This is a genomic window from Rothia amarae (assembly GCF_014705945.2).
GTDB classification, from domain to species: Bacteria; Actinomycetota; Actinomycetes; order Actinomycetales; family Micrococcaceae; genus Rothia; species Rothia amarae.
The window spans coordinates 202,980-228,640 of sequence record NZ_CP061538.1 but is presented as its reverse complement, the minus strand read 5'-3'; the positions used below and the strand labels follow the sequence as shown (position 1 = coordinate 228,640).

Sequence of the window (25,661 nt, the reverse complement as noted above, 5' to 3'; positions counted from 1 at the left end):
TGACCGGCTTGATTTCTCTCGCCCGTCCTTCGAACCTCAATAAGCTTACGACAGTTTTTTTTAACGCGCAAACCGAAAGTTCACCCACCCGCCATTTTCAGCTCAAAATCTTGTAACGTGGAACACGAAACAAGTCATTTATCCGCCAATAAATCGACTAAAAACCGCGGAATATCAAGGAGAAAACCCGCTCGCAAAAAACTTCAAAAAAATTTCAACTTTTTCTTCAGAGACGGCAAGAGAGCTACGCCGGGACCGCAATCCATCAAAAATAGACAACAACCCGGCGCAACTCCCCTGCCCAACTATTCAATTATTTTTCCGAAACCGGTTGAACTCGAAACATAGGCTAGCGCTGTCCAATTCGGTTAGCTCTTACGGCTATGCAAGCTCCGCCGATTCCAACAGATTTTTACTTCCTCGCGCGCTCGGAAAATCTGCTTCCATCTCGCGCGCTCGCTCCCGCTAACCTCATCCCCAACTAATCTCAGCGGTGGGAGCCTCATCCGCACGCTCATCGTCCAACTCAGGCACAATCATCACCGGCACCTCCGCATTATGCAAAACACCCTGCGACGTCGAGCCCAGCAGCATACCCGCCACACCACCACGGCCGCGAGTACCCACTACCAACAAACTCGAATCCTTACCAGCTTCCAACAACACCTGAACAGGCGAGCCGTCAATCAACTTAAACTCAATCTCCAGCTCCGGATAATAACCGCGAACCCAGTGCGCAGCCTTACGCTGCAAATCAGCAATCTCCTTATACATTGCTTCAAAATCAACCGCAGCAGGCACCCAATTCAACGCACCCGTATAAGGAGCCAATGCATTCACCAAAGTCAGCTTTACGCCACGACGATCAGCCTCCTCCGCGGCCTTCAAAATCGCAACGCGTGCCTGATCCGAACCATCAGAACCCACCACAATCGTCTTACTGTGGTTCAACAGCGTACGATCCTTATCAATCTTGTCCCCGTAAGACATAGGAACCGCCACTGTAGGACAGTGAGAGTGAGCGGGCAACGACGTAGAAACCGTACCCAGCAAGCGTCCCAAGAACCCGCCATGCGAACGCGAACCAACAACCATCAATTCAGCACGCTTAGAAAGCTCCAAAAGGACGCCGGTAGCATCCCCCGTTTCCACCGTGGCACGCAGCTCAACATCAGTCTCACCGACACGAGAAATAGCTTCGTCAAGAATCTGCGCCACGCCGTCGCGCAACGCTTCTTCATCCACTACCGAATACCCCGCGTCAAAACCTGTACCCGTGAAAACCGGAAGCGAATAAGCGGTCACTAGACGAACAGGAACATCACGGCGTTTAGCCTCGTGAACCGCCCAGATGAGCGCCCCATACGACTGCTCGGAACCATCAATGCCCACAATAATTTCGCCTGAAATTTTAGTGAGATCTACCCCGGTATCGCGAGCGGCAACAGCCTGGGTACCGAATGATTTGTGCTGTGATGAGTTCTCGGTCATGGAATTCTCCTCGCCTAGTTTCGGTTATTCCAGCCCTGATCTTTTGCTCAAAATTCAAGAGCCGGTCCTTCCTCCATTCTAGAATGGCTCACCTCACAGTGGTACCTTGTTTCGCCACTATGACCTGGGATTTCTTTGAGAGATGAATAGATAAACGACGTCACCCCCTCCTCTTTGAGAGAAGGGGGCGACTTTGAGAGAAGGGGGCGACGTCGTTATAGTGCGGTGTTTACTACAATTTTTTGAGGGTCATTTAGAAAGCTGTGAAATTGCCAGCGCTCTCCCCGTTAGCTCCAAAATTAGCCTGAATAGTGCCGGCTGAAGTCTGCAAAACGGAAGAACCATCGGCAGCAGTGACTACCTCACCTGTCGGGAACCCTAGGGTTTCAGCCCCGCCATTGTTGAGGAAATACTGACCAGCTGCGGTATCCGCATCTACAAAGTGAGCGCCCGTCTGAGGTGACCAGAAGTAAACCACTCGCCCCTGGTCAGCGTAGGAGAAGCTCTGTTGGACGCCGTCCGCTACAGGAATTTCGTTAGTGGTGGGTTGAAGCTGATTCACAGGAGCCACTCCTCGGGCAGGCTGTGAATCTTCATTGACCCACGCCTGATAGATAGCGCCCTGTACCTGATGTGCACCCATCAGCTCATTCCAAAACAAAGCGCCGCTTTGGAAAAGCTGATGGCATTCGAGGTAACCAGAAGTTGCTAGGCCATCGCCTGAGACCCCGCACAGCTGAGTGGTGAGCGGATCACCAAAGGTAGGGGGCACATCGCCAGCAGGTTGTAAGGAACCGGCGGGAGAATCAACCGGCGCCTCCGGGGCTGCCTGAGCAGGAGCTACTAGACCGAATCCCAGTAAAGTAGCCACACCAGCAACAGCACCGGCACGTTGTGCAAAACGGGTTGAAGTGAACATTTTTCCTCCTCGCCTGAGCGGCTGTGAACTTGTCTATATTTCAACCACATCATGTTTTGAGAAATAACTCCACCTTTTTAGACGAGAACCCATTATTGTTGTACAACCGTAATGAAGAACCTCAAAATCTTTATAAAATCGTGACTTTAACTCCCTCAAAGTTATAGAAACTACACCGGACTCAGAGTTTTCTTTTCAGGAAATATTCGGGTAGTTTCTAGCACACAGTGAGAAAATAGACTCACCATCAACGCACTATAGGGAGTAGCAATGACGCATCTGAAGACATCAGAAGATACTGCAGAAGCATCGCAGCACGCATGGAAAACCTGGGGTAACCGGCATATTTCCACGCCCTCCCGCGTCTTTAAACCTCGCACGCTTTCTCACCTTCAAAAATTCGTTGCTTACTGCGCCTCGACCGATCAGCGTTTCAAGGTGGTGGGTGCCTCCAAGAGTTCCTCTGCCATCGCTCAACCCACTGAAACGATGATGAGCCTGGAATATCTGACAGGAGTAGTGGATGTCGATACAGATCAATCCACAGCCACATTCCTTGCTGGCACCACGGTACGCGACGCCAACCGAATCCTGCTGAGCTACAACCTTGCCTTTGAAAACCTGGGACGCCTTGACCAGCAGACTCTTGCAGGAGCGGTCTCCACCGGAACCCACGGTACGGGGCTAGGGTTTGGCGGGTTCTCCACACAAGTGACCAGTCTGAAGCTGATTACCGCAACCGGTGATTTACTCGAATGCTCTGAAACCTCCCACCCCGAAATTTTCCGTGCCTCCCTGGTGGGGCTTGGCGCACTGGGCGTGCTGGTATCGCTGACCTTCCGCGTAGTCCCACTCTTTCGGCTTCATGCTTCTGAACGCGGGCGACACTACTCCGATATCGTCCCTGTGTTTGAAGACCGCTCGCGCGGGGCAGACCACTATGAATTTTCCTGGTTCCCGGGATCAAAAGAGGTGCGTACGCGCCGTCTGACCCGCCTGCCTCTACTAACAGAGGGATACATGGCTCCCCATGCCCGTCTTTCTCAGGCGCGACGCCACGGGGGTGACTACGTACTCAATAACGGCGTTTTTGAAATCATGAACATAGTGGGAGCAACTCTTCCCCCTAGTCAGGGCATGCTGAACAAGGTATCGAACTGGGGTAAGGGCAACCGCCGCTACGCCGATTTGGCTCCTTCCGTTTTTGGGCAGAACCGCACTGTGCACCAGAACAACATGGAATACGCCTTCGATATTGCAGAATTTCAGGCAGTGATGAAGGACGTGCGCGCCCACCTAAGCGAAGAAAAAATCCAGACGGGATTCCCGCTCGTGGTGCGAACATCTGCAGCAGATGATATTCCACTATCCCCCGCTTTTGGGCGAGAGACAGTCTACATTTCGGCGCGTGAGTATTGGCGTCGGCCCTTTGAAGAATATTTTGAGGGGCTGGAAAAAATTTTCATGCATCATGGGGGACGCCCTCATTGGGGGCAGATTCATACGCAGGACGCCGCGCAGTTGCGCAAGCTCTACCCGGAATTTGAGACATTTACGGCGCTGCGCCAGGAGATGGACCCGCAGGGAATCTTCTTGAACCCCTACTTGGAGAAAGTGCTGATTGGCTAACGAAATAGGGCCTGGAATGTTGCCCCGACGTCCGAGTTAAAACGACGACACTCCCACCTGCCCACTTCATCACCCGGGAGCGGAAGTTAGCTGCGGCGACTTGCGAGTTTTAACGCTTTTAGCCCGCCCTGTGTTTTCGAAAACCATAGCGTTCTCAAAAACAATCGGGCGGGCTAAAAGCATTAATGTTTGAGCTGGAACGGTAGTTGACTTTCGCTCCTCTCTCTTAACGTCCGCGCGAGATACGTACCATTTCGTCGCGGTCTGTCACCTTCACGCGCTTACGCGGCTGACCTAAGGCGTCCAGCGCTGCTTCGCCCAGAGACTTCTCGTGGGCGTCGAGTGCGTGCCAGCCTTCCCAGGTGGTGTATTCGATGCCTTTAGAGTCGAGGAATTCGTTGAATTTCTCGGGTGCCGGTTCGTTGGCGGTGTAGAGATTTTCGCGGTCTTCGAGCAGGTGGGTGACCGTTTCGAGGGCGTCAGACTTAGTGGAACCGATGAGACCAACGGGACCGCGCTTGATCCAGCCGGTGGCGTAGAGCCCGGGTACGGCTTCGCCGTCGTTATCGGTCACGCGACCTTCGACATTGGTGATGACGCCGCGGTTGGGGTCGAAACCAACATCGGGCAGTTCAGAGCCGAAGTAGCCGATGGCGCGGTAGACAGCCTGCATGGGGTATTCGATGAATTCGCCGGTGCCGTTGATGCCGCCATTGCCGTCGAGTTCATTGCGTTCCATCTTGAGGCCGGTGACCTTGCCGTCTTCACCGAGAATCTCTGCCGGTGACTGCAAGAAGTGCAGGTGCAGGCGACGGGATGCGGTGCCGGGGTTTTCTTTTTGGTCTTCGAGCCAGCCGCGCAGCACCTTGATCATGACCTTAATTTGGGCGTTGTTCTCCATGGCCTCTTCGGAGGCGGCGTCGAACTGGAAGTCCTCTTCGTAGAGCACGATGTCAACGTCGCGGGAGTGCGCCAACTCGCGCAGCTCAAGCGGGGTGAACTTAATTTGAGCGGGGCCGCGGCGTCCGAAGATGTGAACATCAGTGACCGGCGATGCCTTAAGACCTTCATAGACATGGTCTGGAATCTCGGTAACCAGCAGGTCATCGGCGTGCTTGGAAAGTACACGCGCGACATCGAGTGCTACGTTGCCGTTGCCAAGTACCGCAATTTCTTTAGCGTTAAGGGGCCATTCGCGGGGGTAGTCGGGGTGGGCATCGTACCAGGAGACGAAGTCGGAAGCGCCATAGGAACCGTCCAGGTCTGCACCGGGGATATCCAGGGGTGCGTCCTTGATAGCACCGGTTGCGAAGATAATGGCGTCGTAGTGTTCGCGTAGCTCTTCAAGGGTTACGTCCACGCCGTATTCAACGTTGCCGAAGAAGCGAATATCGCCGCGATCCATAATTTTGTGGAGCGCACCAATGATGCCCTTAATACGCGGGTGGTCAGGGGCAACGCCGTAGCGAATCAGACCGAACGGCGCGGGGTAGCGATCAAAAATGTCGATGGAAACTTCGACGTCGCCGTCCTTGACCTCTTTGGATTTGGTGAGGATATCCGCGGCGTAGACACCGGCGGGGCCAGAGCCGATCACGGCAACGCGCAGGGGGCGTGCTTCAGACACAGTTCTTCCTTTCGCTGCCCGTTCACGCCGATTTTCGTATCGGGCGCGCGGGCGGGTTGGTTTTTGCACTGCCCTCAAGTTTACTCAGCAGTGCTGGGGTTTGCAGGTGGAGATGTCATGTGCAACGAAAAAGGGGAGATTTATGTAACGTATTTCGAAATCAGTAGTTTTATTACACCATCTCACACTCAGCGTTATGCTAAGAAGACTTATTAATATTCGGCGTAAGATTTAGAGTATGGTCTTACCTCTTTATAACGATATTGACGAGGTCACGGGCAACACCCCGCTCGTGCGCCTCCGCCGCTGGGAAGCTAAAAACGGCATCAAAAACACCCGTATTTTCGCCAAATTAGAAAGCTTTAACCCTGGTGGAAGCGCGAAGGACCGCACTGCAGCCGCCTTGGTCAAAGATGCCATAACCACCGGGCGGCTCACCCCGGGAACCGTAGTTATTGAATCCAGCTCAGGCAACCTGGGTATCGCTTTGGCTCGCCAGGCAATTCTGCACGACTTTGAGTTTCATTGTGTGGTGGATCCGCGTACTAACGAAACCACGCTCGCCCTCATCCAGGCATACGGCGGGGTACTGCACCCAGTGAACGAACCGGACCCAAAAACTCACGACTGGCTCACCGCGCGACGTCAAAAAGTTCAGGATCTTCTGGACGAATTTCCCGATTCTATCAACCTAGATCAGTATTCCAATCCGGCGGCTTTCACGGCACATAGTGAAGGCACGATGGCAGAGATTTTTGAGTCATTAGGTCATGCACCGGCACGCGTATATGTGGCGGTTTCAACCACCGGGACAGTCGGCGGTTGCATTGCCGAAGTCACCCGGCGGGGCGCCCCCACGCAGGTTATCGCGGTCGACGCCGAAGGGTCGGTGCTTTACGGTGGCGCTCGCGGCGAACGTCTCTTGCCCGGTTACGGGGCAGGGGTAGCTACCGACCTCTCCCAGCGACAAACGCCTACCGGAACGCGCCGTATTCCGGCTGACCGTGCGGTAGAGCAAGCCCGCGAGCTGGCACGCGCCGAAGCGATTTTGCCCGGCGCCTCCGGCGGTGCAGTGATGGCAGCGGTTCGGGCAGATATTGAGCAGTTTGCCCCCGGCGAGGACGTCGTCGTCATTCTTCACGACGGCGGTACCGCCTACACGGGCACTATCTACAACGATCAGTGGGTAGAGGAGAATCTCTCCCCCGCTGATCCTTCCTAGTCCCGCTCGCCTTTCCAGACATCCCTCAACTAGCAGAAAAGACACCATGACGGACTCAGTTTCAATCGCCATAATAGGTGCCGGCCCGCGCGGATTGTGGGCGGTGGAGGAGCTCAGCCGAGCAAGCCTGCTGCACCATCTCAGTTTCCGCATCACTGTTTTTGATCCTCGACCGCTGGGGTATGGCGCCGCTTACTCTATAGACCAGCCAAACGATTTGGTCATCAACGTACGATCCTCAGCGGTTCGGACTGCCCTGGGTACGCTGGATGATTTTCGGCGCGATGTTCTAGATGAGGCAGAGCCACTCAACGAGTTCCCCGCCCGCGCGACCGTCGGGAAATTCCTTCATGCCTCGTGGCAAAATGCTGTAGAGAACCTGCCTTCACGATGCACGGTAGAGTTTGAACGACGCGCGGTAGAGAATCTGGCGGAGCTAGAGGGATTCGAGCACGTCCTGCTTGCCACCGGTCATGAACCCGCCCTCCACCCTCGGGGAATGCTTGACCCATTCACTGGGCTTTCCCGCGTCGCCGCAGGGGCACAGGTGGGTATTCGAGGCGCAGCACTGACCTCCATTGATGCGATGCTGGCTCTCACTGCCGGGCGCGGCGGGCGTTTTACTGCCAACGGGTATCAGCCAAGCGGTGAGGAGCCGACCCGCATGTACCCCACCTCTCGCTCGGGGCGGTTCATTCAGGTCAAGCCAGAACCCGTCACCGCAGCAGAGGAGGTCATTCTCAAGAAATTGGAGCGGAAAATTCCCCGTATCACTTCAGTAGACGAGCTGAAAAATCTCCTCGTTCAGGCAGCGAACGCCGTATCGGGGCAAGAGTTCACCTGGGATATGCTCGCCCCCTCAAGCAATCCCGCCGACGAATTAGCGCAATCGCTGGCGAACCCTCGCCGTCCCCAACAGTCTGTGGGCTTGGCATGGCGAGAACTCTACCCGGCGATTGTTCGGCGAGTCTCTTTCAGCGACCTTGCCGAGAGTCAAGAATTCTATGAGCTTACCCGTACCCTGGAGCCTTTCGCTTTTGGTCCTCCTGCTCAGCAAGTACGCAAAGTTCTTGCTCTGGTTGATGCGGGATTGGTGGATTTCTCTTTTCTTGCCTCCACCGAGGGTTGCCCGGCAGATATCTGGGTCGACGCCGTCCTGGCAACACCCGGAATTTCGCCAGGGACACTCGGGGCGCAGGTGCTCCACAATGTTGCGTCAGAGCAAGCGCCCACCGATTCGCCCGTCACGGTAAAAATCCAGCCCGACGGTATGCTTCCCGGGCAAACCCGTTTCGCCTTTGCCGGGCGCATGAGCGAACCTTTTGTACTGGGCAACGATTCGCTCTCACGAACCCTGCACACCGTTATTCCCCGCTGGGTCCAAACTCTTTGCGCGCTGCACAGGGATTCCACAGCCTACGGACTCCCCCCACTGACCGGTAGATTAGAACCGTGGGCAGAAGACCTCTTCCACCACCCCGAACAGCTCCAGCACGCCATCGATGAATACGCCAGCCCGCTGAATATTCTCAACTCCGACCCGCTGGTGCGCAACTGCCGCCAGCTCACCCAAGCAGGAGAACACCACGGCGTGGACGTTCGCATATTCTTCGCACGCAAAGCCAACAAAGCACTCACTTTCGTGGAACGTGTTCGCGATGAAGGGCATGGAGTAGATGTAGCAAGTTACCGCGAACTATCTCAGGTTCTAGCAACCGGTATGCCCGGCGAACGCATCATCCTTTCCGCCGCCATCAAGACCGATCAATTACTGCAGTTAGCAATCGATAATAACGTGACGATTTCCGTTGATACCTGCGCAGAATTTGACCGGATTATCGCGCTTGCCGGTGATAATGGCGTGCGGGTTGCACCCCGCCTAGCGCCAGACCCCCAGCGTTTTATGCCCACGCGTTTTGGTGAGCGGTCAGAAGTTTGGCTCGCCTATCTCTCCCAGCCCCATCCGCACGTGCAAGTGGCAGGTTTGCATCTGCATTTACATGGTTACAGCGCCCAAGATCGCATTGATGCGCTACACGAGGCAACCGACCTCATCGAAGAATTGCGCGCAGCAGGGCATGCTCCTGAGTTCATCGATATGGGCGGTGGAGTGCCCATGAGCTATCTGGATGATGCCGACCAGTGGGATAATTTCAAGCAGGCTTTGCACGCACAAAACCAGGGTGATATCGCCCCCTTTACCTGGAAAGCCGACCCGCTCAAGAACTTTTACCCCTTCCACCAGGGTCCCGTGCGGGAGCAGTGGTTAGAGGAGGTTCTCGGCTCCCCCGCCGGTGCAAAAGTTGGCGAATTAGGCTTGCGTTTGCACGTAGAACCGGGTCGTAGCGTGCTCGACGGGTGCGGTGCGATTATTGCCAAAGTCGCATTCATCAAGGAACGTAGCGACGGGTTACCGCTGGTGGGGCTAGAGATGAACCGCACCCAGCTACGCACGACCTCGGATGACTACCTCGTTGACCCCGTGCATATCCCTCTGGGAAAGGCGGCGGCAAGCGAACCCTATGAAGGTTTCCTCGTAGGTGCTTACTGCATTGAAGATGAGGTGATTATGCGCCGTCCTATCTTCTTCCCCCAGGGGGTGCAGGTAGGCGACCTGATTGCTTTTCCCAATACCGCCGGGTACTTTATGCACATTCTTGAGTCAGCATCCCATCAAATTCCGCTGGCTAAAAACCTGGTGGCACATGCCGGGGAGCTGACGCTCGATGCTATCGACCGAGGCGACATCAGCTAACGAGTAGTTGCGAGGTAAAAGGGGTTACTTGTGGGTAGCGGGTTTTACTGCCTGGTTCACCAGATAAAGAAGGACACCCAACACCGCCAACGCGCCCCCAAGCACTGCCACGCCTGACACCGACCCGAAAACGGTATTGCCGTAGGTGGGTGTCAGCATGTAAATACCCGCCGCAAGAGTCACCGCAAGCATGAGGACGAACATGCCCAGCGCACTCTTTGCAGCACCGTTACGGTAATGAGCAAAGATTGCTCCGGCATAGTAGAACCCTACAAATATGGAGAGGCAGTCAATGAGGTCATAGAAGAACCCCTCGTTGAGGAGTACCAGCATAAGTATGGCAATAGACAGGACGGCGGTGGTGACCTCCGCTTTGAGCCCGTGAGCGAAGAGGTTGGGTAGGTCGTGCTTCTCCGCCATTGCCTCGACGCCGCGCACAGTCGGAAGCAGAGTCGATCCCAGCGCCATCATGGCAGAGAGCGAGACGGCGATAACAACCAGCGGGTGGGTTACCACAGCATCGATGCCGTAGAGCGAAATAACCACTGCCACCAGCACGAACGTGATGGTCATGGTGATGATCGACAGCCGTGAGGCAGTCCTGGGCGCACCGGTGTCGGACTCCTCTGCGAGCGCAAAAGCTGTATCGAACCCCCAGAAAGCAAAAACCGCGATGAGCAACCCTTCAATGATTCCTGCAAAGGTCAGAGCGGGCTGGATAGGTGCTTGGTCAGCAACGAACATCAGCACAATCAGCGCTATACCCGCAGCGATATGCGCAATGAGGGCAAGAATCTGCACCACGCTAGTGACTTTCAAAGAAATGTTGTTGAGCACCTGAGCCAGAGCAATCATTACCGCACCGAGGATGAGCGCCGCCGTCATACTGGATACTCCGAAGAGCGAAAGTAGACCCGTTGCCGCCACATACGCCAACCCGCTGGTTGCCACGATGCCGGTGACCGCCAGCGCATAACCATTCAGCCAGGCAAACGCACCGGTATTCCACGAGTACACGGTGCCGCGGTCAGGGTGAACCGCAGTATTGCGCTCATAAGCTGTCGATACGTACCAGGAAAGAGCCGCAGCAACCAGGTAAATACCAATCGACCACAGCCCACACATACTCACGATAATCGGCGCCGTCACAATCGCCGAATATGCCGGGGCAGAAGAAGAGAGCGTAATCGGAAACAGGTGCTTAGTGTCGAGCATGGGGTGCTTTCGCTAGAGGGCGGGCTGAGAATGCGGTTTAGTTTTTGATGATGTTGGGGACGAAGCGGCAGTAATAGTCGGTGACAGGTCCGTCTGATTCGCGGATTCCCACGCCAAACGATTCGCCGTCGACCACCCACGAACCGAGCACAGGATAGTTAGGGCGGCCCTGTTCGTCCTGGAAATTAGGAATCTGCACGTACTCCTGGAAGACGTACCCCTCGCCGCCATAGCGACCAGGCTGCACAATACTTTGGGTAGGGGTATGAATCTCGATGTTGTCGCCCTCGCGACCGTGCAGGGGCTTCTTCACGTACTCGTCCATGAAGCGCGGCGCGTCCACAAAAGTTTTCAGCAAATTCTCGTGGTAGGGGTAAATGTGCCAGAGAGCCGCCGAAAGCATCTTGTTTGAAAGGAACATCTTCCACGCCGGCTCAATCCAGCCCCTAGGCTGCGTATCGCTGAGGGGCTCACCGAATTCTTCGCTGATGAGGTCTTCCCATGGATACAACTTGAAGATGTGGTCAATCGGTTCATCGTGTTCGTCCACAAACCGGTTGGTGTCCCAGTTGAAACCGATTTGAGTCATTTCAATGCGCTGAGCCATCGGGAGCGGGTTGTTGTTGGCATCATAGATTGTCTCGCCGAGAGCATCTCGGGCGGTAAACCCCGCCTGGATGGCGCAATCGCGCAGGTACTCGACAGTCATGACGTCCTCGCCCGAATCGTCCAGCGCCGTATACCCAAAGTGAAGCTTCGGATTAGGGTTCGTATGAACGTCATGGCGCAACGCATCGCGGTACTTAGCAAAGCGATTCACCAGCGCCTCATGCAAACCATTCCACTGGTCGTACCCGGTTTTACCCCGGTTGATGAACATGTCTTCAAACCAATACCACTGCACGATTGAACCCTCCACCAAACCGGTGGGAGTATCGGCATTGTACTCAAGCATCTTGGCAGGGGTAGAGGGGTCTGAATACACCAAATCAAATCGCCCATACAAATCAGGATCATTACGGTTCAGCGACTCAATAGCGTACTCCAGACCTTCAGGCGAAATACCCATCTGCGCAAACGGCGAACCGGGATTACGCTGCTCAGCCGCCAAAAAACGCGCCGCTTCCAAACTCATACGGTGCAGATTATCGGTGACCTTCTCCAAATGAAGAACTTCCGCCATGCTGAACTGATAAGCGGCGTTCTCGTTCCAATAATGGACGGTACGCCCGTCCTTAACAGCATCGTTATAGACCAAGCCCTGGCGCTTGATGGTCTCCTGCCAACCGTCGCGCGGGATCATCGAAATACGTTCCATGTGGCTCCTTAGAAGATATGGGGATTTATAGAGGGCTGTTGCTTTCAGCCGACGTAGCGTCGGCAAGCAACCCTTCTCGCCTGGCTCGCGAAAGGCTAGCACTGTCCAATTCGCTTGCCTTTTATATGCTCGCTAGCTCGCATCCGGCAAACTCATCCCAGCCAGCTTGCCTCACGCTACGCCAGCTGTCAGAGAATCTGCCGTATAAACCCTTACGAACCGGACCCGCCGCCCTTAGAGCCAAAGCCCCCGCGAGACGTCCCAGACTTGACCGAGGTTTTACCGTTCTTATTTTTTGACACCGAGCCTCCGGCAGTTCCTACCGTGGTAGTCGACCTATCCTTTTTACGCGGATCCTCGCGCGTGGCCTGCTGGTTCGAGGAAATTCTGTCACCCACAGCGGGGATGGTATTAGCGCGGTTATTGCCCAAAAAGAACGGAAGCCACATCCACCCAAAATTGGAATGCGAATGAGTATGGTCATCGCACTGGTTGTCGTCAACGCGCTCCTGAGTATCTTGGTTGACGCAGACTTGAGCATACTCGGCGTCGGTCTCCTGCTCGTCCTCTGATGAGCAACCGGTCAGCGCCACAGCCAGCGCAGTTACCGCGCCAATGGCCACGGTCTGGGAAGATTTACGGGCGGTAGGACTCATCGGAGCCTTTCTGGAGTGAGGGGAGGGCAGTTCAAACTACTTCGATTGTAGGCGGTGGAAACTGTGAGGGCGCAAGTATTACATGAGAATAGATACGTTCTGCGGGAAGAATATTTGCTTCTGTTGTGTTGCATTCTGTAATAAGAACGAAAACCGAAGGAATACAACGATGAAAACCTATCAGGTTCCCCAATACGGTGATATTTCACAGATGCAGTGGAACGAGCACCCCATTCCTGAGCCGGGTGCCCACGAAATCGTGGTGAAAGTAGCAGCGAGCGGTGTCAATCCCGTGGACATCATGATCGCTCACGGGGACTTCAAACTGCTCTTCCCACAGAAAACACCTTTTACTCTGGGCAACGAATTTGCCGGAACCGTCAGCGCGGTTGGCTCGGACGTTACGCGTTTTTCGGTAGGTGACGAAGTTTTCGCACGTCCCAGCGAGAAATATATGGGCACGTTTGCCGAATTTGCGGTAGCGCATGAAGACGACGTTGCGCTGAAACCGGCTAATCTCACGATGGTTGAGGCAGCTTCAATTCCGCTGGTGATGCTGACCGCGATTCAGGCATTCACCGAAAAAACCAAGGTGGGGCCACGGTCTAAAGTCTTCATTCAGGGCGGCACCGGCGGTCTCGGTTCCATCGCGATTCAGGTAGCAAAGCACTTGGGCGCGTTCGTGGCAACCACCGTGAGCACCCCCAACGTGGAACTTGCCAAGGAACTCGGTGCCGACGTCGTCGTAGACTACCGCACCGAAAACTATGAACTGGCACTGAGCGAATACGATGTAGTGCTCGATACCCTAGGCGGCGACGAGACCCTGCGTGCTATGAAAGTTTTGGCACCCGGGGGAACGCTGGTGAGCGTGGTGGGGCCGCCCGATACGTCGCTGGCTGAGGCGGCGGGTAAGCCCTTGCTGAAGCCGCTGATGTTTGCGATGAGCCGCAAACCCCGCGCCGCCGCGAAGAAACTCAACGTGCAGTACAAATTCCTGCTGATGCACGCCGACGGCGCCAAGCTCGAAGAGTACCGCCCTGTTCTGGAATCCGGTGAAATTCGCCCGGTCGTCGGATCGGTTTTTGCATTTGAAGATACTGACCAGGCACTAGAACTGGCAGAAGCGGGCAAAATCAAGGGTCAGCCGAAGCCGAAACCCGGCAAGATTGTGGTGGAAATGTAGGACTCTGCCTACTTTCCTGAGCGAGTGACCGGCGTAGCTCGTTTTGACCAGGTATACGTGGTCAAAACGAGCGGAGCCGGTCATTGACTTTAGAAATCTAGGGTGAGGGAGTAATGAGGCAACGCAACTTAATTCATTTGGTCTGATTGGGATGCGAAGTGAAAACTTTCTCTAAATACACCACTTGACCCTCAACAAAGAACCATATTCGAGCATCTCCTTGACGTGTTGGTTTATGTTGCCAGCGCTCATATTTTTTACCCTGGTAGGTCAAGAATCCGAGATCTGCGCGCAGAGGATAGTTGTTCAAGGTCTTTTCAGTAGGTGTTTTCGTCAGAAATTCCCATGTTTCCGCTAGAGGACCTCGGATAGTCGCTTTGAGGTCAAGCCATCCTTTTCGCGCTTGCGTGGTGGCGAACCGTAGCTCGTATTCATTTTTCCGTAGGGGTCGTTCCACCTTCAGCTGTTTTGCCATTATGGATAATCCACACTGAGAGGTTCGTCAAGCCAAGCTACATCAATATTATGTAGACCTGCCGCTCTTGCCGTAGCTGTTTCAAACCAACTGGTTACTTCAATGAGGAGCATGGTTGGTTGGTTGGTGGAGAAGGATGCACGGGCGGAGTCGATAAGAGAGTCAGCGCATTCTTCACGTGCCTCGGGAGTTAGCGCCAACATCCAGGGAAAAACATCGCTCATTCTTTCAGCAAGGGTACCTGTATCGAAAGTGGTTGCAGCAATTATTTGAGCGGCTAGTTCAAACATTTTACGATGCTCAGTGGCTTCCCGCTCACTCATAAGCACCAAGTTTTCACCATCTCTGCGGGTAACTACTACTGGAGCTTCTTCAGCAGCAGCAAAAACAGACTTAGAATTTCGGCTAAGTTCGGAGGATTGAACACGGCGATCAGCAGTTTGAGTAGTCATAGTTTCATATTATTCAGAATGTGTTCTGAATTCAAGAATGCTCTGCAACTGTCACTTTTGGAAGTTGCAGTTGCAGCTCACAGTTAGTCTGATTCACCGGCCTTCAATACTCGCAATATAACGCCATATTCAAGCAATCTGGTGAATCTCCGCACGTGAGAAAGCGGCCACACTCCCCCTCCCGATATAATCAGCCCATGATTACTGGTGACATCAAGAATAAGATTGACCGCATTTGGGATGCGTTCTGGTCCGGCGGCATTTCTAACCCTATGGAGGTTATCGAGCAGATTACCTACCTGCTTTTTATTCGCCGTCTTGATGACATTCAGAGAGAAAAAGAGCAGGACGCCGAGTTCTTGGGTGAGCCGGTCAAGAACCCTATTTTCACTGCGGACGAGCAGCATCTGCGCTGGCATAAATTCAAGGATGAGGCGCCGGGCAACATGTTTGAGCTGGTCTCTAACGAGGTCTTCCCTTTTATGCGCTCGCACGCCAGCCGTGTAGGTGGTGCTGAGTCTACGCACGCTTTTCATATGCGCGATGCTCGCTTCACAATTCCTTCGGCGCAGCTGCTGACTAAGGTGGTGGATCAGCTCAGCGATATCCCCATGGAGAATGCCGATACAAACGGTGATTTGTACGAGTACTTGCTTTCGAAGATTGCTTCGGCGGGTGTGAATGGCCAGTTCCGCACGCCGCGCCACATTATTGAGTTGATGGTGCGCATGATGGACCCTAAGGGTTCGGATATTATCTGCGATCCGGCTTGCGGTACCGCTGGTTTCTTGGTGTCTTCTGCTGAGTATTTGCTCAAGGAGAAGCCGGAGATTTTTGCTGATTCTACGGTGGAGCGGCATTTCCATGACGGCATGTTCCACGGTTTTGATTTCGATTCGACCATGTTGCGTATTGGTTCGATGAACATGCTTCTTCACGGTATTGAGAACCCGGAGATTGAGTATCGCGATTCGTTGAGCGAGGGCGCTTCGGGCGATGCGGAGAAGTATTCGTTGATTTTGGCGAATCCGCCGTTTGCGGGGTCTTTGGATTATGATCAGACGTCGCAGGAGCTTCTGCGCACGGTGAAGACCAAGAAGACTGAGCTGCTCTTTTTGGCTTTGTTCTTGAAACTGCTGAAACCCGGTGGACGCGCGGCGGTGATTGTGCCGGACGGCGTTTTGTTTGGTTCGTCGAAGGCGCATAAGGATTTGCGCAAGGCGATTGTTGAAGAGCAGAAGCTGGATGCTGTGGTGAAGTTGCCCAGCGGTGTGTTTAAGCCGTATGCGGGTGTGTCTACGGCGATTTTGTTCTTTACGAAAACTAATTCAGGCGGCACTGATGAGGTGTGGTTTTATGACGTGCGCGCCGATGGTTTCAGTTTGGACGATAAGCGTAACCCAGTTGAAGCGAATGACCTGCCTGATGTTTTAAAACGATGGAAAGAGCGTGCTGGTGCGGAGCGGGAGCGAGGACGCACGGAGCAGTCCTTCACCGTTCCTGTTGAGGAGATGCGGGAGCAGGGTTATGACCTCTCTTTGAACCGCTATAAGGAGATTGAGTTTGAAGAGGTGGAGTACCGCTCCCCCGAAGAAATCATTGCCGAGCTGGAGCAGACTCAGAAGGAAATCGGCGAGCACATCGAGCAGTTGAAGAAGGTGATGGGGGTTGAGTGAGACTAGAACGGTGAAGCTTGGGGATGTTTGTGAACAGGTAGAGAAAGTAAATCCCAGTAATGAATTTACCAACTCCTTTATTTATATAGATCTCAGCGCTGTAGACAATCAAAAAAAGATTATTACCGGTTCAAAAGAGATTTCTGTCAATGAAGCTCCAAGTCGTGCACGGCAACTTCTCAAATCTGGAGATGTACTTGTTTCAACCGTGCGACCAAACCTGAATGCAGTAGCTATAGTCCCCACCGAATTAGATAACGCTATAGGGTCTACGGGCTTCTCAGTGCTCCGAGCAGACACCCAGAAAATCAGAAATGACTATCTGTTCGCTTGGGTAAATAACCCACAGTTCGTTCAAGAAATGGTCAAGCTTGCTACTGGCGCCAGTTACCCCGCAGTTTCTGATCGAATTGTAAAAGAATCATTAATTCCCCTCCCGTCTCTAGCTGAACAACAACGAATTGCGGATAAGTTCAGATTAGAACGCCTCATCGAGCAGAAACGTGCCCGCCAGCGCGAGCTTCTGAGTGAGCTCGAAAAATCTGTCTTCATTGAAATATTTGGCAATCCATTTACTAACCCTAAAGAATTACCACTTATAAGATTAGAAGAATTTGGCACTCTTAATCGAGGGGTCTCCAAACACCGTCCACGAAATGCACCCGAACTTCTGGGTGGAAAATACCCTCTAATTCAAACCGGAGATATCGCAAACTCTGACGGTCTTATCAGAAACTACAGTTCCACCTATTCGGAATTTGGTTTATCACAAAGTAAAATTTGGCCAGTGGGCACTCTTTGTATCACTATCGCTGCTAATATAGCAAAAACTGGGATATTAACATTTGAAGCATGCTTTCCCGATAGCATCGTTGGATTTTCCGCCAGCCCTGAACGTGTTAAATATATTCAGATACTCTTTAAATTTTTACAACAAGAAATTGAAGCATTTGCAACTCAATCAGCGCAAAAGAATATAAATCTTAAATTTTTACAAGGTTTGATGGTCCCCAAACCCACGGAAGAAATGCTCATTAAATTTAATAGAATTATGAATAAAATATTTATTAAATGATCTGATAATATAATTTATTTTATCAATCTTACAAATTTAAAATTCTTTATAAATTTAGGGCTATAAAATGGATACTATAACTTTTAGAATTAATGAATCGAAGGCACATCTAGATATCAACAGAACCCACTGGGCAGTGGGCGCAGGATTTTTCTCCACTCAACAAATTAGAACGAGAGAAAATAAATATATCAACATTGTATATGATTGCGGAACCAATAACTCCATAAATTTAGTAGTAAGAGAAGTAGATAAATATGTAAAATATTTTACTGATGAAGTTGATTATATATTTATTTCTCATTTAGATAAAGATCATGTCAATGGACTCGAATACCTAGTAAGTAAATTGAAGAATAAGCCCAAAAAAATATTTTATCCAGCGGTTTCTAATTCAGAAATTTTAATTTTATCCGCTAAATATCATGCAATTCCTTCGAGCCAGCAACCCAACGTGGAAATTCTCGCAAATCTCCAGGAATATTTTTCCAGTTTAGCGGAGCAAGCTGTGCCTGTTTCACCAGAATCTAATGATTACCATGAGATCATCGAATTAGATGAACCTCAACTCGATAATGACATAGAGCCCATTTCCTCAGATTCAGCTCCTTCTCCTAAAGTTTCTTCCTCTTACCCCGATCCGATAATTGATATTTGGACTCTATCTTTTGAATGCTCACTAAAATTATCCAGTCAACAAAATAAGTTCCTTAACTCTCTTGCATCTGAGCTAGGCTATACACGTCTAATTTTTGACAAAAAAATGCTTGATGAAGCCTTTAAACAAAACATCATATTAAAGAGAAAAAAAGAACTAATAAAGGCTTATAAATCAGTGGGAGGAATGAAGAATCTCAATAATACTTCTCTATTTCTCTACTCAGGCATACCTCCTCAAAATCGTAGAAAATTTAAAGTGTTTCGTTCTTTATTTAAATCGTGCTCATGGTGGAATAACATAGCTGCGGGCTGTTGGACACCAGAACCCGGCTGGATTGGGACAGGTGATGCACCACTGCAAACTCAATACTTACTAAATCAATTTAACAATAATTTTAAAGATTACAAAAAAATATCCAGTATAATTACAATTCCACATCATGCATCTAAACATAATTGGAACAATGGAATTATGAATGATTTACCAAGTTACTCTGTTTACGTGGCTGGAGCTAACGGCTTATATAACCACCCAGATAGTGGGGTTCTTAAGAAGATAATCATGAACGGCGGCATTCCAGTTATTGTAAATGATAATGAAAAAAACATATTTTCATCTAGTGTTTACATCCATATTAAATAGTAGTAAATCTTTTCCAATCAATAGCGAAAGTTTTTAAGTTTTTCCCTAAAGCCTTTTTCTGATTCGCTCCATCTGTGAGAATTATTTATGAGAATCCGCAACTACAATGAAAACCAGTTGCCTACATAATCGAAGACTCCCGTATATAAGAACTCAACGGCCGCCGCAAACCAGAACGCAGAACCCATCAGGTTTTTCACGTGAGTGAAGGCATAACCAGCAGGAACACCATCATTCTCAAATGTGTTATTCGCTCTCGGGGGGACCTCGAGATAGTCCGCTAACTGAGCTTTAGTCCAACCAGCAACTTCTCAAGCCACCCGTACACGTACATCTGAGATTGTTCTAAACTGCGTCTGCATTTTATCTACTGTCATTGTTGCCGTGCCCAGTCTTTAAAACTATTGATGACATTCATTGCGTGAGGATCGGAAATCTCACCAGAGAATAACTCATCATTCACTATTCGCTGAGCTTTTGAAAAGTGCTCGCTGACTACCTCAAAAGGTAAATCAGTTCCATCCACAACTTCATCTTCGCCCGCTAAACAATTCTCCCGCAAATAGTCCAGAACAACTGCAAAATCTTCGTTTTCTTCCATAATGTCTCCTTGTTCAATTCACTTGTGGAGCCCTAATATAACCCCGATAAATATCGTAGGAGAGGGGTCTGACAAGATAAGGCTATTTCCAAGAACTCATGAACACATCTACATTCGGAGCATTCTTTGCCAGAGCAGTTCTCCAGTCGAGTTTTCCCTCGTTCTGGAGCCGCCCAACAACCACAATAGGATGAACACCAATTCGTTCAGCCTCTTTTTTCACCCACTCAGACCTAATATTGGCGGGAGTCAAAGCCAGATTCTGATTCTTCAAAATGAGTTTAGAGGCTACCCTATCAGCCTCCATCTCTTGACTTTCCAAGTTAGACTCTCCACCGCCGATGTTTTCATCCACCATAAAAGAATTCTCTGAGATATCCCCATTCAAGATATGGGTCACTTCATGGCAAAGAGTGAACAGCACTTTATCCAGGCGTTTTCCACGCCCTGATAAGCCAATAATTGGATGCCCCTCCATCATGAAGCAAGCACCATCTATCTTTGCTCCGGGAAAATTCTCTACATAAAAGAGTCCGACACCTACCTGATGAAAACGGTTTTGAAGACCTTCGAATTCTTCCGGTACAAGTGAAATTTCAGCTAAATTTTCTACTTCATCCCTGAAATCATCTTCTTTGTATTCACCAAATGTGTGGAGGTGCTCTTTGGCTTTTTTACGAATGGATAAAGCCCAAGCAAGCTGAAGCTCAGTCAATTCCTCTTCAACATCGTTCTTTCGCGCAGCCAAAGCAAATCTTGTTCGTAACCCAAAATCAGAAATCTCATATAAGTCCATCAACTCGCGATCAACTTCATCTAAGGACCCTCTAGAAATGATTCCTCTTTTTTGAAGCAAAGCTACCGGAGCAAGATCCCTCTGACGTGCTTTCCGCTCAATTGTAGAAAGGCTCTTCTGAAATTCGGAATCCTGCTCTTGCAACCACACCTGATAGCGGGTCTGAAGGTTCAGCCAATGTTCCGGTTCCATGCCGAAAGCACTAGCAAGCTGAGCAGCCGCTTCTTTAGTCAGTTCCCGCTTTCCGCTAATAATCTCAGAAACAAACTGAACCGGGCGTCCGATAATTTCTGCGAACTCCGCCTGGGACCAGCCTCGAGCTTCAAGTTCATCCGCCAGGTGCTCACCAACGGGGAAAGCCTGTGCGATATTCATAATATTTCCTCCGTAAATCTAGTGATAATCAACAATTTCGATGAGAACAGCAACCTTATGGGGCTCTACTCGTTTGAACCTAAGAATCAGTCTGAACTGACTATCTAGACGAATTGAATACTGCCCATCACGATCTCCTTGTAGTTTTTCCAGGCGGAGTGACTTAAAGCTACGCAACGATTGCTCATTTGGAGCAGTGATAATTATGTCTAACTTTTTGCGGTAAGCCCTCACAAGATTAGGGTGAAAGCGTTTCGGCTTGTAAGAGCTATCTTCTGCCAACAGCCGCAACTCCTCGTTGAGGTACTCAATCAGCATTGCTCACCCTTAAGGCGCAAAGTATCCACTCTAGACATGCAATAAGCATATATTAATATATCTCGTATTCATAGATTCATAGATTGCATTAAGTTCTATTACTAGATATATTTGTGAACTATTACTAGATTTCTAACAAGAAAGAAGGTTAGTCCATGGCTAAAAGCCGTACAGTCGCTCGCAGTGCTAGCACCGGGCGCTTCGTCACCAAATCGTATGCAAAACGAGCTCCTGCAAAAACTACTGTTGAACGAGTAGGAGGAACAACCAAAAACTCTCGCTCGGTAAATCGATCAGCTCGTACGGGTAAGTTCATTACTCAGAAGGCTGCATCAGCTAATCCTGCTACCTCTATTACACAAAAGATATAGAGTCAACCAGCAAGAAGAACCTGCCCTACATCGCCTTAATGGCACCAAGGGCAGGTTCTGTTGCGTTAAACCTACGATTACTCCTGAAAACATACCCACACCCTTGTACGATTAACCCGAACCGTGTATCTTAGCGCACACCCTCCACATCGACACCGAGGCTCCCATGACTAACTTCGCCTTCCTCTCCTCCACGCTCCCCGCCCTGGCGGAGCCCGCGCGTCGTGCCGAGCACTACATCTTCACCGACCCCACCAGCTCCCTCTTCTACGCCCGGCGCGCCCTCGAACTCCTCGTAGACCACCTCTACACAGTCAACAACCTGCCCGAACCCTACGAGAACAAACTCGCCGCCCGCATCAACTCCCCCGAATTCAACAAACTGGTGGGGAGAGACCTCGTCGCCAAAGCAGACATCATCCGCTTAGCCGGCAACAAAGCAGTCCACACCAACATTAAATTCACTGCGCGCGACGCCGGCGTGACCGTCGAACAGCTCTTCCACCTGCTCATCTGGGCGGCCCTGCATTCCTCGGCAAACCCCGAAGCCGTACCGCAGCAAGCCCAATTCAACCTCAATGCCCTACGCCAGCAGGCAGAAGCGCGTGCCCACGCCAGCCAAGCGCACCACAGCACCAAGGCACAGCTCCAACAACTCCAAGAACAATTCGCTGAAGAAGACCGCAAACGCGCTGAAGAATCAGCGGAAAAAGACCGTGAAATCGCCGAACTGCGAGCGCAAATCGCCGAAGCGCAGCGCACCAAGCAGGTCAAAGACACCCACGACTATAAAGAGAACGAAACCCGCACCGAATACATCGATATTCTGTTGCGAGAGACGGGGTGGAACCCCGATGCGCCAGAGGTCCGTGAATACCCGGTGGAAGGTCTCCCCGCTTCAACTAACCCCAGCGGTAAAGGCAAGGTTGACTACGTTCTGTGGAGCGCAGACCGCAAGCCGCTCGCTATCATCGAAGCCAAACGCACCAGTAAAAACCCCAGCACCGGCATTCACCAGGCGCAGCTCTACGCCAGCGCGTTAGAACAAGAAAAGGGCGTTCGCCCGATTATTTTTGTTTCCAACGGATACGAGCACCAGATCATTGACGATCACCCAGGTTCCAACTACCCAGCCCGCAAAGTCGCCGGTTTCTTGACCGAAGACGAGCTACGTCTCGCCATCGCCCGCCGCACTGACCGCAAGCCGCTTGCCGCACGTCCTATCAACACCGAAATCGCCGGTCGCCCCTATCAAATTCACGCCATTACCTCAGTTGCCGAAACCTTCACCTCTAAGAAGCGCTCCGCCCTGCTGGTGATGGCAACGGGAACCGGCAAAACCCGCATTGCCGCAGCGCTCATCGAGCTCCTTCAAGAAGCCAGCTGGGCAAAACGCGTGCTCTTTCTCGCAGACCGCACCGCGCTCGTCAAACAGGCAACCAAGGTGCTCGTAGAGCATCTCCCCCAGGTGCCCGTGACTAACCTTCTCACCGAGAAAAACTCGACCGCGCGCGTGTTCACCTGCACCTACCCCACCATGCTCAACCTCATCAATACCCGTGACGAAAATGGGTTACAGAGATTCGGGCCTGGTTACTTTGACCTCATTATCATCGACGAAGCCCACCGCTCCGTTTATGCCAAATACGGTGAAATCTTCAACCACTTTGATGCCCTCAAAGTGGGGCTCACGGCAACCCCCAAAGACGACATTGCCCACAACACCTACCGCCTCTTCGAAATTGAAGACGGCGTGCCCACCGACGTCTATACGTTGGAGCAGGCAGTCAATAACGAACCGCCCTACCTCGTGCCACCCAAAGCAAAGGTACGAGACACCCTTTTCTTGCGCGAAGGCGTACACTACGAGGACCTCTCTGAAGATGATAAAGACGCCTGGGACGAGCAAGACTGGGGCGAAGGTGAAATCCCCGAGAGCGTAGAAGCACCCGATATCAACAAGTACCTCTTCAACCTCGACACCATCGACAAAGTCCTCAAAAACCTCATGGACGAAGGGCACAGGGTTGCCGGCGGCGATCGACTCGGCAAAACCATTCTCTTTGCCAAATCACAGGCGCACGCCAATATTATTCTCGACCGCTTCAACGCACTTTTCCCCGATCTGGGCGCAGGCTTCGCCGCCGTTATTACTCACAGCACCTCGCACGCGCAAGACCTCATCGAAGACTTCTCAGACCCCGCTAAAACCCCGCATGTGGCAATCTCCGTAGACATGCTCGACACCGGCATCGATGTACCTGAGGTCGTCAACCTCGTCTTCTTCAAACCCGTGCGTTCGAAATCGAAGTACTGGCAGATGATCGGCCGCGGAACCCGCCTCTGCGCAGACCTTTTTGGCCCCGGCAAAGATAAAGAGAATTTCTACGTTTTCGACTGGTGTGGCAATATCGAATTCTTCAACCACGACCTCCCCGAAGCTGGTAGCAGTAAGCAATTTTCGCTGACCGAGCGAATATTCGATTTAGAATTACAACTCGTTAAATACTTGGACGATGCCGCTGACTCGCGCATTCGGTCAGTTGGCGACGGCAACGGAATTTCAGAAGACTCGCGCGACTTCCGCCTTGATATTGCTGACCGCCTCCACAGATTCGCCCTCAGCCTTGACCCCCGCAACGTGCAAGTACGCCAACGGTTGCGTGCGGTGGAAAAATTCAGCGACGCCGCAGCCTGGGAAAAGCTCGACGACGAAACCTTTGCACAAGCCAGCGAACTCGCCGGACTTTACACCGACATCTTCGGCTCCGACGTCGACGCTAAACGCTTCGACGTGCTCATGCATCGCGCCCAACTTGCCGTTCTACAAGGCGAAACCGCGCTCCTAGAAAAAGCTGCGCAGAATGTGCGCCAGCTTGCCTCAGATCTTCACGGCAAAATTGATTCCATCCCAAAAATCAGTGCGCAGGCAGAGATAATTTCTGCGGTGCTAGACGTTATCTGGTGGGAAAACGTGACTGTTTCCATGCTAGAAAGTGTGCGCAAACGGCTTCGTTCGCTGGTGCGCCACGTGGATAAGAAAGACCACCGTAAGCCTGTGGTACTCGATATCGAGGACACCCTGAGCGAAGCACGCGAGGTCGAAATTATTCCGCACGTCACCGGTACCGACATAGACCTTTTTGAGAAAAAGGCTCGCGCCTACCTGCAAAAACACCTCGATGACCCAGCTCTGCAAAAGGTTCATCGCAATGAGAAACTTACCGAAGTGGATTACAGCCGCCTAGAGAACATTCTTTTAGATGCCGGCATCGCCCAGAAAGAAGTCATTACCGACGCCTCTCAAGCCAAGGGCGGCTTGGGTCTTTTGATTCGTTCGCTTGTAGGGCTGGACGAAGCAACCGCCCGCGCCCTCTTCGCAGACTTCCTCCACCACAACACGGCAACCACAGCACAGATGAATTACATCAACACGCTCATTGATGAACTCACACGCACTGGTTACGTTCCGCGCAAGCGCCTGGTCGAACCACCTTACAAGACGAATTACGGCACACCCGCTACCGTCTTCGGCGACGAACGGGCGAAATCGCTCGGCGTCGTCCTGGATGAAGTCGAAGCAGCGGCAAAAATTTAGACGCTCCCTCACCGAGTGACCGGCGTAGCTCGTTTTGACCAGGTATACGTGGTCAAAACGAGCGGAGCCGGTCACTCGATTCTTATCGCTCAAAAACCACTTTCAGGCCGTCGCGCTCCCCAAACTTTTCCAAATGCCGGCCCAAAACGCCCTCCACGCGGCTCAACCGCTCGTCGTCGTCAGCATGGGCGAGAAGAACGAGCTGCTCGCCGCGCTCAGAGGCAAACACCAGGACGTCACCGTAACCGTTGAAATTTCCGTCGCGGTTAAAGGTAATCCTGTGACCGTTCTCAATCTCCTCAACGGGCACCTTGTGCCCCATATGAGAAACCAACTGCTTGGCATAACGGGCAGGACGCTCGGTAGCAACCTCTGCGCGGGAGGTCAGCACCAAAGATTCGGGAGTGGGTAAATCGCTCATAGGGGCTCCTTTAATCGAAAGTAAGGTCACCCTTAGCTTATAAGTCTGTACACCAAACTGCACGGGTGAATACACATCACGTTCGCCACGGCACCGAACGCCGGCGAACCCGCGTATATTTAGAGGAGTAATTTACGCCAACGTTGCCCTGCACGCTTGGCATTTTCTTTTTGCGTTTCACA

At 51.8% G+C, this 25,661-nt stretch carries 21 protein-coding genes; 9 read left to right on the top strand and 12 right to left on the bottom strand.

Annotated features, from left to right (window positions below; translation table 11 throughout):
* Window positions 1–471: 471 nt before the first annotated feature.
* On the bottom strand, window positions 472–1,491 hold the full coding sequence (locus IDM48_RS01110) for a universal stress protein (protein ID WP_068172455.1): 1,020 nt from the start codon (window positions 1,489–1,491) through the stop codon (window positions 472–474).
* A gap of 253 nt (window positions 1,492–1,744) precedes the next feature.
* Window positions 1,745–2,410 (bottom strand): LGFP repeat-containing protein, encoded by a 666-nt coding sequence (locus IDM48_RS01105; protein WP_068172458.1) that lies wholly within the window; start codon window positions 2,408–2,410, stop codon window positions 1,745–1,747.
* A 270-nt stretch (window positions 2,411–2,680) separates the two neighbouring features.
* Here IDM48_RS01105 and IDM48_RS01100 point away from each other — a divergent pair, with 270 nt between their 5' ends.
* On the top strand, window positions 2,681–4,039 hold the full coding sequence (locus IDM48_RS01100) for a D-arabinono-1,4-lactone oxidase (protein ID WP_190617690.1): 1,359 nt from the start codon (window positions 2,681–2,683) through the stop codon (window positions 4,037–4,039).
* Window positions 4,040–4,265: 226 nt separating this feature from the next.
* Here the strand turns inward: IDM48_RS01100 and IDM48_RS01095 are convergent, their stop codons facing one another.
* Complete coding sequence (locus IDM48_RS01095) at window positions 4,266–5,666, bottom strand: FAD-dependent oxidoreductase (protein WP_145174181.1); 1,401 nt, start codon at window positions 5,664–5,666, stop codon at window positions 4,266–4,268.
* Between the two features lie 238 nt (window positions 5,667–5,904).
* On the opposite strand from IDM48_RS01095, the gene IDM48_RS01090 reads away from it, so the two are divergent.
* Window positions 5,905–6,888: a pyridoxal-phosphate dependent enzyme gene (locus IDM48_RS01090; RefSeq protein WP_190617688.1), complete on the top strand. Its 984-nt coding sequence runs from the start codon at window positions 5,905–5,907 to the stop codon at window positions 6,886–6,888.
* A 46-nt stretch (window positions 6,889–6,934) separates the two neighbouring features.
* Window positions 6,935–9,643, top strand: coding sequence for an FAD/NAD(P)-binding protein (locus tag IDM48_RS01085; protein WP_190617687.1), 2,709 nt, complete (start codon window positions 6,935–6,937; stop codon window positions 9,641–9,643).
* Window positions 9,644–9,667: 24 nt separating this feature from the next.
* On the opposite strand, the gene IDM48_RS01080 is transcribed toward IDM48_RS01085, so the two are convergent.
* From IDM48_RS01080 to IDM48_RS01070, 3 genes are all read right to left on the bottom strand, one after another.
* On the bottom strand, window positions 9,668–10,858 hold the full coding sequence (locus IDM48_RS01080; protein WP_190617685.1) for an amino acid permease: 1,191 nt from the start codon (window positions 10,856–10,858) through the stop codon (window positions 9,668–9,670).
* Between the two features lie 37 nt (window positions 10,859–10,895).
* Window positions 10,896–12,176 carry a glutathionylspermidine synthase family protein gene (locus IDM48_RS01075; RefSeq protein WP_190617683.1) on the bottom strand — a complete coding sequence of 427 codons (1,281 nt, stop codon included), beginning with the start codon at window positions 12,174–12,176 and terminating at the stop codon, window positions 10,896–10,898.
* Between the two features lie 212 nt (window positions 12,177–12,388).
* Window positions 12,389–12,832 (bottom strand): hypothetical protein, encoded by a 444-nt coding sequence (locus IDM48_RS01070; RefSeq protein WP_145174193.1) that lies wholly within the window; start codon window positions 12,830–12,832, stop codon window positions 12,389–12,391.
* A 169-nt stretch (window positions 12,833–13,001) separates the two neighbouring features.
* On the opposite strand from IDM48_RS01070, the gene IDM48_RS01065 reads away from it, so the two are divergent.
* Window positions 13,002–14,018: an NADP-dependent oxidoreductase gene (locus tag IDM48_RS01065; RefSeq protein ID WP_190617681.1), complete on the top strand. Its 1,017-nt coding sequence runs from the start codon at window positions 13,002–13,004 to the stop codon at window positions 14,016–14,018.
* Window positions 14,019–14,151: 133 nt separating this feature from the next.
* On the opposite strand, the gene IDM48_RS01060 is transcribed toward IDM48_RS01065, so the two are convergent.
* Window positions 14,152–14,493 (bottom strand): hypothetical protein, encoded by a 342-nt coding sequence (locus IDM48_RS01060; RefSeq protein ID WP_190617679.1) that lies wholly within the window; start codon window positions 14,491–14,493, stop codon window positions 14,152–14,154.
* Window positions 14,493–14,945, bottom strand: a complete 453-nt coding sequence (locus tag IDM48_RS01055; protein ID WP_190617677.1) for a type II toxin-antitoxin system Phd/YefM family antitoxin — start codon at window positions 14,943–14,945, stop codon at window positions 14,493–14,495. The genes IDM48_RS01060 and IDM48_RS01055 overlap by 1 nt, the downstream gene beginning before the upstream one ends.
* A gap of 197 nt (window positions 14,946–15,142) precedes the next feature.
* Here IDM48_RS01055 and IDM48_RS01050 point away from each other — a divergent pair, with 197 nt between their 5' ends.
* The 3 genes from IDM48_RS01050 (at window position 15,143) to IDM48_RS01040 (ending at window position 18,999) form a co-directional block, all read left to right on the top strand.
* Window positions 15,143–16,621, top strand: a complete 1,479-nt coding sequence (locus IDM48_RS01050) for a type I restriction-modification system subunit M (RefSeq protein WP_190617675.1) — start codon at window positions 15,143–15,145, stop codon at window positions 16,619–16,621.
* Window positions 16,614–17,696 carry a restriction endonuclease subunit S gene (locus tag IDM48_RS01045; RefSeq protein WP_202939896.1) on the top strand — a complete coding sequence of 361 codons (1,083 nt, stop codon included), beginning with the start codon at window positions 16,614–16,616 and terminating at the stop codon, window positions 17,694–17,696. The genes IDM48_RS01050 and IDM48_RS01045 overlap by 8 nt, the downstream gene beginning before the upstream one ends.
* A 67-nt stretch (window positions 17,697–17,763) precedes the next feature.
* Window positions 17,764–18,999, top strand: coding sequence for an MBL fold metallo-hydrolase (locus tag IDM48_RS01040; protein ID WP_190617672.1), 1,236 nt, complete (start codon window positions 17,764–17,766; stop codon window positions 18,997–18,999).
* Window positions 19,000–19,372: 373 nt separating this feature from the next.
* Here the strand turns inward: IDM48_RS01040 and IDM48_RS01035 are convergent, their stop codons facing one another.
* The 3 genes from IDM48_RS01035 to IDM48_RS01025 all read right to left on the bottom strand — a co-directional run bounded on the left by IDM48_RS01035 (window position 19,373) and on the right by IDM48_RS01025 (window position 21,089).
* On the bottom strand, window positions 19,373–19,600 hold the full coding sequence (locus IDM48_RS01035) for a hypothetical protein (RefSeq protein WP_190617670.1): 228 nt from the start codon (window positions 19,598–19,600) through the stop codon (window positions 19,373–19,375).
* A gap of 82 nt (window positions 19,601–19,682) precedes the next feature.
* Window positions 19,683–20,771 (bottom strand): HigA family addiction module antitoxin, encoded by a 1,089-nt coding sequence (locus tag IDM48_RS01030; protein WP_190617668.1) that lies wholly within the window; start codon window positions 20,769–20,771, stop codon window positions 19,683–19,685.
* 18 nt (window positions 20,772–20,789) lie between these two features.
* Window positions 20,790–21,089 carry a type II toxin-antitoxin system RelE/ParE family toxin gene (locus tag IDM48_RS01025; RefSeq protein ID WP_190617666.1) on the bottom strand — a complete coding sequence of 100 codons (300 nt, stop codon included), beginning with the start codon at window positions 21,087–21,089 and terminating at the stop codon, window positions 20,790–20,792.
* A gap of 155 nt (window positions 21,090–21,244) precedes the next feature.
* On the opposite strand from IDM48_RS01025, the gene IDM48_RS01020 reads away from it, so the two are divergent.
* Window positions 21,245–21,460 carry an ABC transporter ATP-binding protein gene (locus tag IDM48_RS01020; RefSeq protein ID WP_190617664.1) on the top strand — a complete coding sequence of 72 codons (216 nt, stop codon included), beginning with the start codon at window positions 21,245–21,247 and terminating at the stop codon, window positions 21,458–21,460.
* 166 nt (window positions 21,461–21,626) lie between these two features.
* A complete protein-coding gene (locus tag IDM48_RS01015) occupies window positions 21,627–25,058 on the top strand; it encodes a DEAD/DEAH box helicase family protein (RefSeq protein WP_190617662.1) in 3,432 nt (1,143 codons plus the stop codon).
* 82 nt (window positions 25,059–25,140) lie between these two features.
* On the opposite strand, the gene IDM48_RS01010 is transcribed toward IDM48_RS01015, so the two are convergent.
* Window positions 25,141–25,479 carry a DUF2218 domain-containing protein gene (locus tag IDM48_RS01010; RefSeq protein WP_068173243.1) on the bottom strand — a complete coding sequence of 113 codons (339 nt, stop codon included), beginning with the start codon at window positions 25,477–25,479 and terminating at the stop codon, window positions 25,141–25,143.
* Between the last annotated feature and the right edge of the window lie 182 nt (window positions 25,480–25,661).